General features: G+C 63.6%; 14 protein-coding genes and 1 pseudogene. 5 read left to right on the top strand and 10 right to left on the bottom strand.

The window, feature by feature from the left end:
- Positions 1-128 precede the first annotated feature (128 nt).
- A complete protein-coding gene (locus BLQ74_RS21645) occupies positions 129-776 on the bottom strand; it encodes a DsbA family oxidoreductase (RefSeq protein ID WP_090266254.1) in 648 nt (215 codons plus the stop codon).
- A 528-nt stretch (positions 777-1304) separates the two neighbouring features.
- Between BLQ74_RS21645 and fusA the strand changes: the two genes are divergently transcribed.
- Complete coding sequence (gene fusA / locus BLQ74_RS21640) at positions 1305-3410, top strand: elongation factor G (RefSeq protein WP_090266252.1); 2106 nt, start codon at positions 1305-1307, stop codon at positions 3408-3410.
- A gap of 97 nt (positions 3411-3507) precedes the next feature.
- On the opposite strand, the gene BLQ74_RS21635 is transcribed toward fusA, so the two are convergent.
- Both BLQ74_RS21635 and BLQ74_RS21630 read right to left on the bottom strand, forming a co-directional pair.
- A complete protein-coding gene (locus BLQ74_RS21635) occupies positions 3508-4296 on the bottom strand; it encodes a carbon-nitrogen hydrolase family protein (protein ID WP_090266249.1) in 789 nt (262 codons plus the stop codon).
- 17 nt (positions 4297-4313) lie between these two features.
- Positions 4314-5996, bottom strand: coding sequence for a flavin monoamine oxidase family protein (locus tag BLQ74_RS21630; protein WP_090266246.1), 1683 nt, complete (start codon positions 5994-5996; stop codon positions 4314-4316).
- A 264-nt stretch (positions 5997-6260) separates the two neighbouring features.
- On the opposite strand from BLQ74_RS21630, the gene BLQ74_RS21625 reads away from it, so the two are divergent.
- Together BLQ74_RS21625 and BLQ74_RS21620 are read left to right on the top strand one after the other, a co-directional pair.
- Entirely contained in the window at positions 6261-6689 is a 429-nt protein-coding gene (locus BLQ74_RS21625; RefSeq protein ID WP_090266244.1) for an Lrp/AsnC family transcriptional regulator, read from the top strand.
- 130 nt (positions 6690-6819) lie between these two features.
- A pseudogene (locus tag BLQ74_RS21620) lies at positions 6820-6981 on the top strand (carboxymuconolactone decarboxylase family protein); the annotation flags it as partial.
- Between the two features lie 7 nt (positions 6982-6988).
- Here BLQ74_RS21620 and BLQ74_RS21615 read toward each other — a convergent pair.
- The gene (locus BLQ74_RS21615) at positions 6989-8083 is read right to left on the bottom strand and encodes a GNAT family N-acetyltransferase/peptidase C39 family protein (RefSeq protein WP_090266239.1); all 1095 of its coding nucleotides are present in this window, start codon (positions 8081-8083) and stop codon (positions 6989-6991) included.
- A 190-nt stretch (positions 8084-8273) separates the two neighbouring features.
- Here BLQ74_RS21615 and BLQ74_RS21610 point away from each other — a divergent pair, with 190 nt between their 5' ends.
- Together BLQ74_RS21610 and BLQ74_RS21605 are read left to right on the top strand one after the other, a co-directional pair.
- Positions 8274-9764 (top strand): RimK family protein, encoded by a 1491-nt coding sequence (locus tag BLQ74_RS21610; protein ID WP_090266236.1) that lies wholly within the window; start codon positions 8274-8276, stop codon positions 9762-9764.
- 131 nt (positions 9765-9895) lie between these two features.
- A complete protein-coding gene (locus tag BLQ74_RS21605; protein ID WP_090266234.1) occupies positions 9896-11230 on the top strand; it encodes a sigma-54 dependent transcriptional regulator in 1335 nt (444 codons plus the stop codon).
- Positions 11231-11283: 53 nt separating this feature from the next.
- Here BLQ74_RS21605 and BLQ74_RS21600 read toward each other — a convergent pair whose 3' ends face one another.
- The 6 genes from BLQ74_RS21600 to BLQ74_RS21575 all read right to left on the bottom strand — a co-directional run bounded on the left by BLQ74_RS21600 (position 11284) and on the right by BLQ74_RS21575 (position 16249).
- Complete coding sequence (locus tag BLQ74_RS21600) at positions 11284-12540, bottom strand: coiled-coil domain-containing protein (protein WP_090266232.1); 1257 nt, start codon at positions 12538-12540, stop codon at positions 11284-11286.
- Positions 12541-12600: 60 nt separating this feature from the next.
- Complete coding sequence (locus tag BLQ74_RS21595) at positions 12601-13335, bottom strand: hypothetical protein (protein WP_090266230.1); 735 nt, start codon at positions 13333-13335, stop codon at positions 12601-12603.
- A 42-nt stretch (positions 13336-13377) separates the two neighbouring features.
- A complete protein-coding gene (locus BLQ74_RS21590) occupies positions 13378-14058 on the bottom strand; it encodes a C39 family peptidase (protein WP_090266228.1) in 681 nt (226 codons plus the stop codon).
- A gap of 75 nt (positions 14059-14133) precedes the next feature.
- Positions 14134-15156 carry a heme utilization protein gene (locus BLQ74_RS21585; protein ID WP_090266225.1) on the bottom strand — a complete coding sequence of 341 codons (1023 nt, stop codon included), beginning with the start codon at positions 15154-15156 and terminating at the stop codon, positions 14134-14136.
- A 51-nt stretch (positions 15157-15207) separates the two neighbouring features.
- Positions 15208-15792: an adhesin gene (locus BLQ74_RS21580; RefSeq protein ID WP_090266223.1), complete on the bottom strand. Its 585-nt coding sequence runs from the start codon at positions 15790-15792 to the stop codon at positions 15208-15210.
- 1 nt (position 15793) lies between these two features.
- Positions 15794-16249 (bottom strand): hypothetical protein, encoded by a 456-nt coding sequence (locus tag BLQ74_RS21575; protein ID WP_090266221.1) that lies wholly within the window; start codon positions 16247-16249, stop codon positions 15794-15796.

Below are 16249 nucleotides of genomic sequence, written 5' to 3'. Positions count from 1 at the left end.
GCAACCCGCACCGCTGGCGCCGGCATGCCCGTGCATGCCGGTGTCGGCAGATTTTCTCCGCGCCTCTCTGCTGAGCGCGCGCCGCCAGGCGCCGGTCCGTGGCGGAAGCGCACTGGCGTTCTTGCCGTTCACTCCGCCCTGGCGATCTGGCGCAATGCCTGTTCGTAGTAATCGGTGGATTGCGCGCCGGAAATCAGTTGCCGGCCATCGATGATCACCGCCGGCACCGCGTGGATGCCATGGCTGGTGTAGAACTCCTCCTCCTCGATCACCTCGCTGGCGTAGGCGTCGCTGTCGAGAATCTCCCGCGTGCGTACCGGGTCGAGACCGACACTGGTGGTCAGCTCCAGTAGCACCTCGGGGTCGCTGGGGTTGCGTCCCTCGCCGAAGTAGGCGCGCAGCAGGGCTTGCTTGAGCGCCAGGTCGCGACCCTGTTCGGCGGCCCAGTGCAACAGGCGGTGGGCGTCGAAGGTGTTGTAGATGCGATCACGCTTGTGCAGGTCGAAGTGGAAGCCGACCTCGGCGCCGATATCGCGGATGCGCTGCTGGTTGCTGGCGATGTCCTCGGCGCTGCTGCCGTACTTGCGCTGCAGGTGCTGCACCAGGTCTTCGCCTTCGGCGGGCATGTCGGCGTTCAACTCGAAGGGCTTGATGTGCAGTTCAACGTCCAGCTCGCCGTCGACCCGGCGTATGGCTTGCAGCAAGCCGTTGAGGCCGATCGCGCACCAGGGGCAGACCACGTCGGAAACGAAGTCCAGAGTCACGGTCCGGCTCATGTGTGAATCTCCTGTCAGTTGAAGCATGCAGCATGACGCGCCCCGTGTCGCAAGGCCAGCGCCGCCGTGCGGCGGATGTCCATTATCTAATGTCGTTTCTGTGTAGTGTTTTTAAGTCTTTGATATTAAACATATTTATTGTCTTGATATTTTACTTTAACTGCATCGCTTCGCCGATGCGCGGCACCGCTAGCCTGCTTCATACTGGATGCCGCGGAGCAGCCAGCCTGCCAGCCAGCGCGCGGCGTGCCGTTCGGCAAGGAACTGTTAATGTTGTGTATGACAATGATGTCATAAGTTATTGAAATAGAACGATTACTTTCGATTGTGCGTGAGGCGGGCGCCTGGTTCCCCTGGCCGCTGTCGCTGATGGCCAGCGCTTGGCGTGGCGCGGTACTGGAATTGCCACGAGGACGCGCTACCTTGTGCCTGTCCGATTGAATTTTCCTGGCTGCGCTGGCCTCTGTTCCTGGTTCGTCGAGGCTGTGCGGCCGGGCCCAGCAGTCACCCGTTGAAACGGAGTACATCATGGCGCGCACTACCCCCATCGAGCTGTACCGAAATATCGGCATTGTCGCCCACGTGGATGCCGGCAAGACCACCACGACCGAGCGCATCCTTTATTACACCGGCGTCAATCACAAAATGGGTGAGGTGCATGACGGGGCTGCCACTATGGACTGGATGGTGCAGGAGCAGGAGCGCGGCATCACCATTACCTCGGCGGCCACCACGGCGTTCTGGCAAGGCTCCGTCAAGCAGTACCCGAAATACCGCTTCAACATCATCGATACCCCCGGGCACGTCGACTTCACCATCGAGGTCGAGCGTTCGCTGCGCGTGCTCGACGGCGCGGTGGTGGTGTTCAGCGGCGCCGATGGCGTCGAGCCGCAGTCGGAAACCGTGTGGCGCCAGGCCAACAAGTACCATGTGCCGCGCCTGGCCTACGTGAACAAGATGGACCGTCAGGGCGCCGACTTCCTCCGCGTGGTCAAGCAGATCAGCCAGCGCCTGGGGCACAACCCGGTGCCGATCCAGTTGCCCATCGGTGCGGAGGAGAACTTCATCGGTCAGATCGACCTGGTGAAGATGAAGGCCATCTACTGGAACGACGAGGATCAGGGCACCAGCTACCGCGAAGAGGCGATTCCCGCCGAATTGCAGGCGCTGGCCGAGGAGTGGCGCGCGCACATGATCGAGGCCGCCGCCGAGGCCAATGACGAGCTGATGAACAAGTACCTGGAGGGCGAAGAACTCAGCATCGAGGAGATCAAGGCCGGGCTGCGCCAGCGCACCCTGGCCAACCAGATCGTCCCGGCGGTGCTCGGCTCCTCGTTCAAGAACAAGGGCGTGCCGCTGGTGCTCGACGCGGTGGTCGACTATTTGCCGGCGCCTTCGGAAATCCCGGCGATCAAGGGCACCCACCCGGACAACGAAGAGCGCCACGACGAACGCCATGCCGACGACAGCGAACCCTTCGCCGCGCTGGCCTTCAAGATCGCCACCGACCCCTTCGTCGGCACCCTGACCTTCACCCGCGTGTACTCCGGTGTGCTGAGTTCCGGCGATGCCGTGCTCAATTCGGTGAAGGGCAAGAAGGAGCGCGTCGGCCGCATGGTGCAGATGCACGCCAACCAGCGCGATGAGATCAAGGAGTGCCGCGCCGGCGACATCGCCGCGCTGATCGGCATGAAGGACGTGACCACCGGCGACACCCTGTGCGCCATCGACAAGCCGATCATCCTCGAACGCATGGATTTCCCCGATCCGGTGATCTCGGTGGCGGTGGAGCCGAAGACCAAGGCCGACCAGGAGAAGATGGGCATCGCGCTGAGCAAGCTGGCCCAGGAAGACCCGTCATTCCGCGTGAAGACCGACGAGGAAACCGGGCAGACGATCATTTCCGGCATGGGCGAATTGCACCTGGACATCATCGTCGACCGCATGCGCCGCGAGTTCAACGTCGAGGCGAATATCGGCAAGCCGCAGGTGGCTTACCGCGAGGCGATCCGGCGCAAATGCGAGATCGAAGGCAAGTTCGTGCGCCAGTCCGGCGGTCGTGGCCAGTTCGGTCATTGCTGGATCCGTTTCGAGCCGGGCGACGAGGGGAAGGATGGCCTGGAGTTCCAGAACGAGGTGGTCGGCGGCGTGATCCCCCGCGAGTTCATTCCGGCGATCCAGAAGGGCATCGAGGAACAGATGCAGAACGGCGTGCTCGCCGGCTACCCACTGATCGGGCTGAAGGCGACGGTGTTCGACGGCTCCTATCACGATGTCGACTCCAGCGAGATGGCCTTCAAGATCGCCGCCTCCATGGCCACCAAGCAGCTCTCGCAGAAGGGCGGCGCGGTGCTGCTGGAGCCGGTGATGAAGGTCGAGGTGGTGACGCCCGAGGACTACATGGGCGACGTGATGGGCGACCTCAATCGCCGGCGCGGGCTGATCCAGGGCATGGAAGACACCCCGGCGGGCAAGGTCATCCGCGCCGAGGTACCGCTGGGCGAGATGTTCGGCTACGCCACCGATGTGCGCTCCATGTCCCAGGGCCGGGCCAGCTACTCCATGGAGTTCACCAAGTACGCCGAGGCGCCGGCGAACATCGCCGAAGCGATCATCAAGAAACAGAACGGCTGATCGCCAGTGAACGAAGAACGGCGCCCGCGGGCGCCGTTCTTCGTTTGTTCGTACACCCACGACTGCAGATGGCGGGAATCGCTGCGCTTCGCCCAGTCTACGACCTGTACAGCAGCGGCCGGCGCAGCTTCAGGTAGCTGAAGCCCGCGCGGGCCATGGCCAGGCGTTCGGGATCGAGGTCGGCGATCAGCAGTTCCTCGGCCTGGCTGGCGCGTGCCAGTACCTGGCCGTCGGGCGCCACCACGCTGCTCAAACCGCAGTAATCCAGCTCGCCTTCGACACCCTGGAAATTCGCGTAGGCGAGGAATACCTGGTTCTCGTAGGCGCGGCAGGGCACCAGCACTTCGGCGACGAACTCGTAGGGGCGCATGTTGGCGGTCGGCACCAGGATCAGGTCGGCGCCGGCCAGGGCCAGGCTGCGCACAGCCTCGGGGAACTCGACGTCGAAGCAGATCAGCAGGCCGATCTTCCAGCCGTCCAGTTCGAACACGGCGGCGGCTTCGTCCGACGGGCTGAACTGGCTGCGGTCGAGGTCACCGTAGAGGTGCGTCTTGCGGTAGTTGGCGCGGCGTTCGCCGTGGCGGTCGATCAATTGCACGCTGTTGAAGGGGGCGCCGTCGGGGTTGCTCTCCGGGTAGCCGTAGAGAATGCCCAGGTCGTTGTCGCGGGCTATCGTGGCGATGGCCGCGGCGGTGCTGCCACCAGCGGCTTCGGCGAGGGCGGCGACCCGCGCCGCGCCTATGTTGTAACCACTGACGAACATTTCCGGGCAGACCAGCAGGTCGGCACCCTGGGAGGCCGCGCGTTGCGCGGCCTCCCGCAGGCGTCGCAGGTTGCCGGCGCGGTCATCGGGGCCGGGCGGGCATTGGTAGAGGGCCAGGCGCATGATGGTTCCTCCCTGGGTCAATCGGGCAGGGCGATGGGGCCCAGTTCGGCGAAACAGTCGCCGGGGCCGGGGTTTTCCGGGTGGGTGGCGCCGCCGAAGTGTTTCATGATCCCCCACACTGCGTTCAGCGAGGTCTGCACGGCGCCTTCCACCCAGGCCGGGGTCCAGGAGACATCGTCGCCGGCGATGAAGATACCACGCTGCTCGGCGGGCATTTCATCTTGCATGAAGTGCGCGTACATCCGCTGGTTGTAGCGGTAGTGGCCGGGCAGGGCGCCCTTGAAGGCGCCGAGGAAGTGCGGGTCGGCCTCCCAGGACACGGTGATCGGGTTGCCGATGATGTGGCTGGCGATGTCGACCTTCGGGTAGACCTTCTTCAGCGCATCCAGCGCCAGTTGCACGCGTTTCTCCACCGGGTGCGGGAGCATCTTCATGGCGTCGCTCATCCACGAGTAGGACAGGCAGATCACTCCCGGCTTGTCGTCGCCGTTGTCGAACAGGTAGGTGCCACGGGTCAGGCGGTCGGTGAGGGTCATGCTCATGACGTCACGCCCGGTCTGCGGGTCCTTGTCCTTCCAGAACGGCCGGTCGACCATGACGAAGGTCTTCGACGACTGCATGTAGCGGGTGCGGTCGAGGGCCATCCACATTTTCTGCGAGAACAGCGCTTCCTCGCACTCGATCTGGGTGGTCAGCAGCCAGCTCTGGCAGGTGGTCAGGACCGCCGCGTATTCGCGGGTGTCGCCCCAGTAGTCGGTGACCGCCAGATGACCGTTGGCGGCGCGGGCGATCTTCTTCACGCCCGGGCGCGGCGCGCCGTTGTGCAGCGTGGCCAGGGAGGTGCCGGCCGGCCAGTGCGCGCAGCGCTCCGGCGCGTGGTTCCAGATGCCCCGCGGCACCTGCTCGACGCCACCGACGATGAGGTGTTGGTGGTCGTCGCAGTTGGTCATCACCACGCGGAAGATTTCCAGCATCGAGTTGGGGAAGTCGGAATCCCAGCCGCCGGTGCCGAAGCCGACCTGGCCGAAGATCTCGCGATGCTGGAAGCTCAGCCGCGAGAAGGCTTTCGAGCTGGCGACGAAGTCATAGAAGGTGCGGTCGTCCCACAGCGGCACCAGCTCATCCCAGAGCGCCTTGAGCTTGACCGTGTCGCGCTCGCGGATGGCGTCCTGGATTTCCGAGAAGCGCGCGCCGTCTTCCAGGGCGTCGGCCCAGGCCTGGGCCACTTCGCGGAAGATTTCCGGCAGATCGTCGAGTTTTTCCGCGTAGTGGCTGGTGCCTTCCAGGTCGACCACGGTGCTGCCGGAGGCGGCGGTCAGCGGGTTGGGGAACGGCTTGGTCTGCAGGCCCAGCTTGTCGACGTAGTGATAGAAGGCCGTGCTCGAGGCCGGGAAACGCATGCCACCCAGTTCGGCAATGATGCCCTCGGCCCCCTCGAAGGGTTCCGAGCGCAGGCGCCCGCCCATTTTCGCCGCTTCGTAGACCACCGGCTTGAGGCCCAGCTTCATCAGTTCGTAGGCCGCCACCAGCCCGGCGATGCCGGCGCCGACGATGGCCACCTCGGCGCCATGGCTGGCCTGGGGAATGCTGCCCAGCCCGGCCGGATGCTCGATCCACTGGTCGAAGGCGAAGGGGAAGTCCGGGCCGAAAATGGTCACCGGTTTCTTGCCGGGGGTGTGCGGGTGGCGATTGTTGTGCATTGGAATCTCCCAACTGGATGGCGCGCCGGCCACGGTTTCAGCATTGCCCAGGCGCAGCCTTTCTGCTGCGCCGCACGCACTCCGCCGGCCGCGCGCCGATGGGCGGCGGACAGGGAGGGGCAGGGACTGGAACCGGGCGTGATGGGCCGGCCGCGAGGGGCCGGCGATGGGCCACATGTTTACAGAGCTGGTCGTTGAATTGAATCCGTAAATCTGCAAAATGACGGAGCGATTTCAGCTAACTAAGCCGATGGAATAAGCAAAATGACGAAAAACGCCGATGTGGCCCTGCTCAACCTGCTGCGCGCCAACGCGCGCGAGTCGGTTTCCGAACTGGCGCGCAAGCTCGGGGTGTCGCGTTCCACGGTGCAGAGCCGCATCGAGCGCCTGGAGCAGCAGGGCATCATCAGCGGCTACTCGATCAAGGTCGCCGACAGCTACACGCAGTCGCTGGTGCGTGCCCATGTGCTGGTCACCGCGCTGCCCAAGTTGTCCCACGCGGTGGTGCAGGCGCTGGAGAAGATTGCCGAGGTGAAGACCCTGCATTCGGTGAGCGGCAACTTCGACATGATCGTCATCGTCGAGGCGCAATCGATCCGTGATCTGGACGCCTTGCTCGATCGCATCGGCGCCCTCGACGGGGTGGAACGGACCATGTCGTCGATCATTCTCTCGACCCGCATCGATCGTTGAGCGGCGGCGCTCGATTGGCGCCATTGGACTCCCGGGAGTGCCGTGGATTGGCTATTCGGCGCCCGCGCCCGCGCCCGGGGCGCTAAGGTAGCCCCACTCCCGCAGCCCGCGGGTACCACTGGAGAGAACCATGAATGCACGTATCGAATGGGCCAAGGTGTCCGCCGACGCCTACAAGGCGATGATCGGCCTGGACCATTCGCTGCTCGAACCGATCCGCCTGCGCGCATCGCAGATCAACGGCTGTGCCTACTGCGTCAACAGGCATGCCAGCGACGCCCGCAAGGCCGGCGCCCGCTTCAGCGCTGGTACAGCACCACTGCCGCGCGCAGCTTGCTCCGGCCGAAGCGGCTCATCTTGTCGAACTCGGCGTGGCTGACCGGAATGTGCTGGCAGTCCAGCGGCTGGCGGTGCTGGCTGTGGTCGACGTCAGGGTCGTGCAGGTAGATGAAGTCCTGGTCGCAATCGGTGACCACCACCCAGTGCGGGGCCTTGGAGCGGGTCAGCCGGTAGCTGCTGATCAGCACCAGGGGCAAGCCGCCGGCCTCCAGGGCGCCGGCGATATCCAACTGGCTGACCAGTAACGGCTCGACATCGCTCTCGCTCAGTTCGGCGCTGAAGTCCTCGTGAACCAGGCGCATCACCTCGCGCTTGTCTTCGCTGCGCACGCCATCGAGGAACAGCGGGCCGTCCTCGCTGAGTGCCAGGCGCACGCGGAAGCCCCGGCGCCAGGCGGCCAGGGCCAGCCCCTGAGGGCTGCAGCCACCGTGCCCGGCAGTCATGTAGATGGTGGTCGCCTCACGCCACAGGCGTAGCTCCTCGCGGCGTTCCAGGGGGCGGCCAGGGTGCAGCGTGGCCATGGCCATCAGCAGGCAGGCCGGGCCGCAGGTGAAGTCGGTGGTCTGCCGGTAGTAAGGCACATGGCGTTGCGCGTGCTCGCCAAGGTGGCGGATGCGCTTTTCGAAACGCAGCGCTTCGCAATGGTCCTCGTAGTAGTCGTGCACAGTAGCGAACGGGCGATAGCCGTTGCGTTCGTAGAGCGCGATGGCGCCGCGGTTGTCCGGGCGCACTTCCAGGCGCATGTAGGCGCACTCGTGATCGATGGCGGCCTGTTCCGCAGCGTCCAGCAGCTTCTGTCCGAGGCCGATGCCGCGCGCGCGCTCTTCCAGGGCGATGGAGTAGAGCCGCGCGAGGGAGGTGCCCTGGTGGAACAGCACCAGGACATAACCGAGCAGGCAGGCGTCGGCCTCGGCGACCAGCAGTTCGGCGTTGGCGCGGCTGATCATCCATTGGAAGTTGCGCCGGGACAGGCGGTCGTAGTCGAAGCAACGGTTTTCCAGTTCGACCAGGCCAGCCAGGTCGTCGAGGGTGGCGGCGCGTAATTCGAGGTTCATGCCAGTCCGAGTAAATAGTGCGTAAGGCCGCTGGAGTTCCCGTTCCATGCCAGCTTAATTGTCTGGGAAACGGTCTGAACATGGCGCCGTGGGTGCGGTCGAAGGCCGTGTGGCGTCTGCCAGGAGTATTGCCCCGCAACCCTGGGGTAGCAAGGGCGGCCCTTTGCCGCCGCGGTTTTCCGGAGGTGTCGTGAGCAAACTGTGCATCATCGTCGAGCGCAAGGAAGATTGGGCTTCGTACTATCCCAGTGAAGATGTGCTGACCGCCCAGGAGTACCTGGAGTCACCCATCGATGACGACAATGGCAAGCGCGTGCAGGTGATCAACCTGTGCCGCAACTACAAATACCTCGGGCATGGCTATTACTGCTCGCTCTTGGCCGAGGCACGCGGGCACAAGGTGATTCCGTCGGTGCGGACCATCAGCGAGCTGGCCCGCAAGTCGCTGTACAGCCTGGGCCTGGAGGATCTGGAAAGGACCCTGGACAAGGCATTGTCCGACCATCCCTACGGCAATACCGATGGCTTCACCCTGACCCTGTATTTCGGCCGCACGGACCTGGAGCCCCTGCAGGAACTGGCGCGCCAGTTGTTCGAGTCCTTTCCTTGCCCGATGTTGCTGGTGGAGTTCCGCAAGAGCCGCGGTTGGCATATCGAGGGCATCAAGCCGGGCAACATCCACAAGTTGCGCGAGGATCAGGAAGATCTCTTCGCCAGCGCCCTGGACAGCTTCAGCCGACAGATCTGGCGCAAGCCGCGTTCGCGCAGGCAGTACCGCTACGATCTGGCCATCCTCCACGATCCCGCCGAAGCCTTCCCGCCCTCGGACGCCAAGGCACTCAAGCAATTCATCCGGGTCGGCCGCGGCCTCGGTATCGATGTCGAGCTGATCGAGAAGAAGGACTATTCCCGCCTGGCCGAGTACGACGCGTTGTTCATCCGCGAGACCACGCGGGTCGACAACCACACCTACCGTTTCGCCAAGAAGGCCGAGAGCGAGGGGCTGGTGGTGATGGACGACCCGGTGTCGATCCTGCGCTGCACCAACAAGGTCTATCTGGCCGATCTGCTGCGCAGCCACAAGTTGGGAATGCCGGCCACCGAGATTCTCTATAAGGACAATCCCCAGGAGCTGGAGCGGCTTGGCGAGCGCCTGGGCTTCCCGCTGGTGCTGAAGATTCCCGACGGCAGTTTTTCCCGCGGGGTGGTCAAGGTGGAGAACCAGGAGGAACTGCTCAAGGCCAGCGCCGAGCTGTTCGAGCGCTCGGTGTTGATCCTCGCCCAGGAGTTCTTCTATACCGAATACGACTGGCGCATCGGCGTGCTCAATCAGAAGCCGATCTTTGCCTGCCAGTACTTCATGTCCAAGGGCCACTGGCAGATCTACGACCACAGCCCGGATGCACAGGAGCTGAGCGGCGATTTCCGCACCATGGCGGTCCACGAGGCGCCGCGCAAGGTGGTGGAACTGGCGTTGAAGACCGCCAACCTGATCGGCGACGGCCTCTATGGCGTCGACCTCAAGCAGTCGGGCGAGCGGGTGGTGGTGATCGAGGTGAACGACAACCCCAACATCGATTGCGGGGTCGAGGATGTATTCCTCGGCGATGACCTCTACAAGCTGGTGCTGGAAGAGTTCGTGCGACGGCTGGAAGTCAAGCGGCGCGGGCATGGTTGGTGAGATTTTTTCGGCATTGACCTTATAGAAAAACGGTCGGTTGGTTGCGTCAAAATATTGCTAGCTTTACATCTTGGAGCGCCAACCAACTGTTTTATAAAGTTTTTCAAAATAATGGCGCCAAGGAAGGGAGCATGCTCGAAGCAGCGTCGAATCGACGTCGTTTGCTGGTGGTCGATCCCTGCGATGACTGTCGGCGTTTATTACCCGGACTCCGGGCCGCAGGATGGGAGGTAGACAGTTGCGCGCTCGATCTGGCCAGCGAGCGCAGTTGCGACGTCGGTCTTCTGCGCCTGCAGCCCCGGCACCTGGAGCGTCGGGAGTCGGTGAAGGACATGATCAGCCGCAGCGGCACCGAATGGATCGCGGTGCTCAGTCCGGAGCTATTGCCCAATCAGGAAGTGGGTGATTTCGTCTGCGAATGGTTCTTCGACTTCCACACCTTGCCCTTCGATGTGGCGCGGGTGCAGGTCACGCTCGGCCGCGCCTTCGGCATGGCGCGCCTGCGCGGGCGGGGCAGCGCACACAGTGACGAGCACAACCACGAGCTGCTCGGCGAGAGCCGTTCGGTGCAGGAGCTGCGTCGCCTGCTGGCCAAGTTTGCCCCGACCGAGTCGCCGGTGTTGATCCGTGGTGAGAGCGGCACCGGCAAGGAACTGGTGGCGCGCACCCTGCATCGCCAGTCGCGGCGCGCCGCTCGACCCTTCGTCGCGATCAACTGCGGGGCCATTCCCGAACACCTGATCCAGTCCGAGCTGTTCGGCCACGAGAAGGGCGCCTTCACCGGCGCGCACCAGCGCAAGACCGGTCGTTTCGAACAGGCCAACGGCGGCACATTATTTCTCGACGAAGTCGGTGACTTGCCCCTGGAGTTGCAGGCGAACCTCCTGCGGGTATTGCAGGAGAAACAGATCGAGCGGGTCGGCGGCAGCCAGCCGATCAGCGTGGACGTGCGGGTGCTGGCGGCGACTCACGTCGACCTCGAAGCGGCCATCCTGGATGGCCGTTTTCGCGAGGACCTCTACTACCGGCTGAACGTGCTGCAGGTGTCGACCGCGCCACTGCGCGAGCGCAATGGCGACCTGGCGCTGCTGGCCAATCATTTTGCCCGTCTTTACAGCGTCGAGACCGGGCGCCGGCCGCGGCGCTTCAGTGAGGACGCGTTATCGGCGATGGCCGAGCACAGTTGGCCAGGCAATGTCCGCGAACTGGCCAACCGCGTGCGTCGCGGGCTGGTGTTGGCCGAGGGCCGGCAAATCGAGGCGATCGACCTGGGGCTGGAGCGTCAGCAGGGGCGCGCCGGGCACTCGCCGCTGGTGACCCTGGAGGAATACAAGCTCGGCGCCGAGCGCCAGGCCATGTGCGATGCCCTGGCCCGCCATGGCGACAACCTCAGCGTGGCGGCGCGCATGCTGGGGATTTCCCGGCCGACCTTCTATCGCCTGCTGCACAAGCATCAGTTGCGCTGAGTCGACGCTGCAATGAAAACGGCCCCGAATGGGGCCGTTGTCGTTTGCGCGGTTCAGAAGTAGTACGGGAACTTGACGCTGAGGCTGTAGTCCGGCGCATCGGGCGAGATGCCGATCGACAGGTTCGGCACGATGGTGAACTTGGGCGTGACCGCATAGGTCAGGCCCCAGTTGAAGTAGGCGGCGTTGGCATCGCTGCCGGTGACGGTCTGCCAGCCTTGGCCATCGGGCTTGATCTTGCTCTTCTGCGCGACCAGGTTGGAGAAGGAGAAGGACATACTGGTCTTCTCGTTGAGGGCGAACGCCACGCCGGCGCCGAACTGGAACCAGTCGCCCAACTCGACGTCGCCGCCCAGCTTGGTGCCCTGTTGCGGGCTGATGTCGTTGAACGAGCGCTGGAAGTTGTGGGTGTAGCTCAGGCTGCCGAAGAGCACTGCCGGATCGACCGTCTTGACCAGCGACAGGCCGGGCGTGATGGACCACACGCCGTTGCCCGTGGGCAGGTCTTCGGGGACGTTGAGGTTGTCGTTGCTCGCCGAGCGCACCAGCTTGATGCCATAGGGGTCCTTGCCGGTCGGCGCCTTGACGCGCAGGCTGACCACGGCGTCCGGACGGCTTTCGGTTTCGTCGAGGAACTTGTAGGAGATGCCGGCGTTGACGTCGCCGATGGTCGGGTCGCGGCGCACCGTTTCGTCGGTGACCTGGGCCGTGGAGTTGCCGGCACCGGCGGACTCGTAGGTGCTCTCGCGATAGAGCACGGGGACGTTGACGTCGAATTGCCAGCGGTTGTTCCAGTTGTAGCGGCCGGTGACGTCGAGCTGCCAGTTGTCCGCCTTGATGTGGTCGATGCCGATATTGCCGAGGAAGATCGAGTCCAGCGCCAGGAAGCCGTTGAGCAGGAGCTGGCGGGTGTCGTAGTGGGTGTAGGTCAGACCGGTCTCGACACTGAAGGTGCCGTTGCCGAAGAAGCCACTGGCTTCGTCGTAGAGGTTTTCCACGCTTTTCGGCGGCGACGAGTCTTCCTTCAGGGCTTCACCGTAGGAGCTGCTGCCAGACTTGGTCGGCGATGGTTTGTTGGTCGAGACCACCAGGCGCTTCGGTTGCTGCGGCGCGGGCGCCTGGTCCTCCACCTGGCGTACGCGCTGTTCGAGCACCATCAGCGCCTTCTGCTGAGTCTCGTAGCGCTGCTTGAGCGCATCCAGTTCCTGTTTCAGAGCATCCACTTCGGCCTGCGTCGCTGCCTGGACGAAGGCCGAAGGGAGAACCGCGCACACACAGATAGCCAATCGAAGCGATGAGATTCGATGCATAGCGGAAGCTTCCCCAAGGAGTTTGACTACTAGTTTTTAGTTATTCTCAAGGAGCGTAGATCACAAACCGCTGGGGCGCAGGTTACGTAGTTGATCGAGATTGCAGTTCAGGCTTCCGACCGAGGGTTGGTTGTTGCTCAGCACCACGCTGAGCGCCGCGATGTTCTGGACGTCGTTGCGCGAGCCGACCAGGTTCGCCGCTTGCAGCAGGTTGCCGGCGCCGATCTGCTGCAGGCTATTGCCTTGTCCGTTGGCCAGGATGGCCATCTGCAGGCCGCCGTTACCCGACGTCACGGTCACGCTGCCGGCTCCGTTGCTGGCGGTGATCGGTTGCGTCAGCGCCTGACCAGCGGGCGTGATGGCCGCCGGCGCCTGGTTGGCTTCGCTGACATCGATGGAGACGTTGTTATAGGCGCTGTTGAAGTTGCCCGCCGAGCGCACGCTCTGGGTCACGCCCTGGGTCTGGCTGAGGCCGGCGCCGCCGCTGATGCTGCCATTGCCCGCGGCGGGCGTGCTGCCATTGCCGGTCTGGCTGATGGTGGTGACGTAGAACTGCGGCTTGATGGTGGATTGTTGTACTTGCATCGCCACCTTGGCGCCGATGTTGTCGCCCGCGGCGTTTTTCCAGGTGCTGCTCATGACGATACCGAAACTGATGACCCGTCCTGGCATCACATAGCGCCCGCGCAGTTGCGACATTTCCTGGTCGCTCAGTTCCACCGGCCGCAGCACGCTGGCTTGCAGCGGCAGGCAGGTGGCAATGCAGGCAGCGGAAATCCAAGGTATGAGTTTCATGTTTCCTCCCTGGAGGGGCTCCGCCCTCGTAGTTTTTTACACTCAGAAGAAGTCGCTCTGGATGAAGCCGAAGTCCATCAGCTCGGCATCCTTGACCGGGTGGAAGGCGTCCAGGCGGTTCTTCGCCGTGAGTGGTTCGGGCGGCGTCAGCAAGGCGTTGGCCTTGTCGTAGCCCGGCCCGATGATGGCGAAGATGATGCCGTTCCAACCCTTGAGGAAGTCTTCTTCGGTGTAGCGTTTGTGGCCCAGCACCGGATCGCCGACATAGACGAAGCCCTTGCTGGTGCGCTGTAAGACGACGAAATGCTTGTAGCCACGGATATCCATCAGGACGATCACCGGGATGCTCAATTTGTCCAGTGAAGTGCTGGGAATCCGGTAGCCGCGAGCGCGCATGCCGATGCTCTCCAGGTAGCGCTTCATGTCGAGCATCGAAAAACCTTGGGTACGGACCAGGTTCTGGTCAGCCTCCACCAGCATGCCTCTGATGACGAAGTCCTCGTCCACGTCCAGTTGGTAGGCCTGGCGCAGGATGGTGGCGAGGGCGGCGGCGCCGCAGCTGAAGTCCGTCTTCTGCTCCACCAGATTGGCGAAGCGCCGCTCGCGGATACTCTCGACGTGCTTGTAGACCAGCGTACCGCCCGGTAGCGCGGGTACCGCGATTTGCGCGGCTTGGCCTAGGCAAGGGAGTAGAGCGAGCAGGAGCAGGGCGGACGTTCGCATAGTGACGGGGCCTGTAGCAGCTGTGGCAAAGGAGGAGGCCCCGCGAACGGAGCCTCCGGTACTACGCTGCTTCGCTTACAGGCAGGATTTGCAGCCTGCGGCGATGGACAGCGAGTTGCTCTGCTGGTTGCCGACACCGGCGGCGATGTTTGCGCCGACGTTACCCGACACGTTGTTGAGCGAGCCACTGATGGTCGCGTTGTTGGTGACCGGATCTTTCCAGCCGCTCTGTACCAGCACCTGATAAGTGGCTTGGCCTTTCAGCTCGGTAGAACCACTTTCGGTGAAGTAAAGCGGATCTTTCTGATCCTTGCCGCCACGGTCGTTGGTGACGCTGTCGTTGTTGCCCCAGCCGCCGCCATGGTGGTCTTTGCTGTCCTTGTCAACCACGTAGCCAGTGCCGCTGCCCTTGTACGAGCCCTTCAGGTCCACGGTCGCCTTGAGGGTCTGGGTGTCGTAGGTCGCCAGACCGACGTTGCTGACGCTGTTGCCGTTGGAGGTCTGCGAGGCGCTGCTGGTGGCACCGCTCACAGCACCGCCGGAAACCGCGGCGGCCAGGTCGTTTTTCTGTTGGTTGAAGTTGCCAGCGGTCACGTTGATGCCAATGTTACCGGAGGAGGAGTTGGCCGAATTGCTGAGGGACGCGTTGTTCTGCGTGGAGTAGTTGTCCACGCTGTTGTTGTGGTTCTTCTGATCGACCGTGGTCGATGCTTCGGCATAACCGAAGATGAATTTCTCATCCGCGGTGGCCAGGGCGGCGGCGTTGGCCTGTTGGTTGAGGTCGCCGCCGGCGACGTTCACGCCGACGTTGCCCGAAGCGCTGCCCAGCGAACCGCTGACGGAGCCGGTATTTTTGGTGCCTTCGTTGCTCACGCTGTTGCCGTGACTATCCTGGGTATCGGTCACGATGGCGCTGGCACCGGCTTCGATCCGTGGGTCCTTGTAGGGATCGTAGGGGGTGCGCGGGTCGTGGTTGCCATAACCATGGCCATGGTGGTGGTGACCGTTGCCGTTTTCGTTGTTACCAGCATATACAGCCACAGCCATGACAGCAGTCACAGCGAAAACCAGCGGCTTGAGTGCCATTGTCGGTTTCATGGTGTATCTCCTTGCTTGGATGGTGCTTAGTGTTTTGATTGTTGGCGTGGGTCAGTCAGCGACCCGGATGCTCAGGGTGTTACCCATACGATTCCCCACCCCGGCGCTCTGGTTCAGTTGCACCACACCCCGGCTGCCGGCGAATGCCTGGTCGCTGGTGACGACCTGCCGGCTTCCCGAGTCGGAAGCCCCTGGACCTGAGTTCTGCGGCAGCGTGACGTTCTGTTGCGAAAGCACGCTGTCATCGACGCTTTGCGGGTAAGCACTGATGCTGACCCGCAAGGCATTGGCTTGCTGATTGGCGGCGCCGGCCGACTGGTTCACGCCCAGTGCGCCGTTGCCATTGCTGAATGCATTGCCCTGAATGCGCGATGTGGCCGCCTGTGATGGATCGACCTTGGCATTCACCTGCTGGCGGATCTGGTTGCTGGCACTGGACTCGCTGCCCAGGGAAATGGCGCGGCTGTTGACCTGTTGTTGCTGGTCGCCAGCGGCCTGGTTGACCGAGAAGTTGCCCTGGTAGCCAACCCCGGAGCCGCCAATGCTGGAAACGTTGACTTCCTGTGGCTGGACCACGGGCGCGGCATGCGCGGCCAGGCTGCAGAGCAGCCCGAGAGGGAGCAGCAGACGTTTCATGTCAGCGGCCTCCCGTCAGTATCTGCAGCGGCGCGAGTCCGGTTTGTACCGCCCGGCCGACCTGTCCCGAGACACCGCTGTTGCCATCGGCGCTGCGCGCGCCGCTGACCATGCCCATGTTGGAAACGGTGCGGTTGGTGGTGTTGTCCATGCCCACCAGGCCGCCGTTCGGCACGATCAGGCGCTGGATGCTGGAGCCGCTGGTCACGTTGGCGAATTCGCTGTCGCTGACCTCGGCGCTGCCGGTCATTTGCACGACCTGGGCGGAGATATTGGGATTGACGGTCACCGGGTTGGGATCGGGGACCATGGTGGGACGGGTAGCAACCCTGGGCTGCACCACACGCTGCAGGACGATGGTGCCGTCGCCTGCGCTGACAGGTGTGCTGGCCAGGATTCCGATGAGACAGCCGCATGCAGTGATTGCGGCGACGATCCTTGAATCGATGTTCCCCAT

The organism is Pseudomonas panipatensis (assembly GCF_900099785.1).
Classification (GTDB): domain Bacteria; phylum Pseudomonadota; class Gammaproteobacteria; order Pseudomonadales; family Pseudomonadaceae; genus Pseudomonas; species Pseudomonas panipatensis.
The sequence above is the reverse complement of the archived record's forward strand: the minus strand, read 5'-3'. Positions and strand labels throughout refer to the sequence as shown.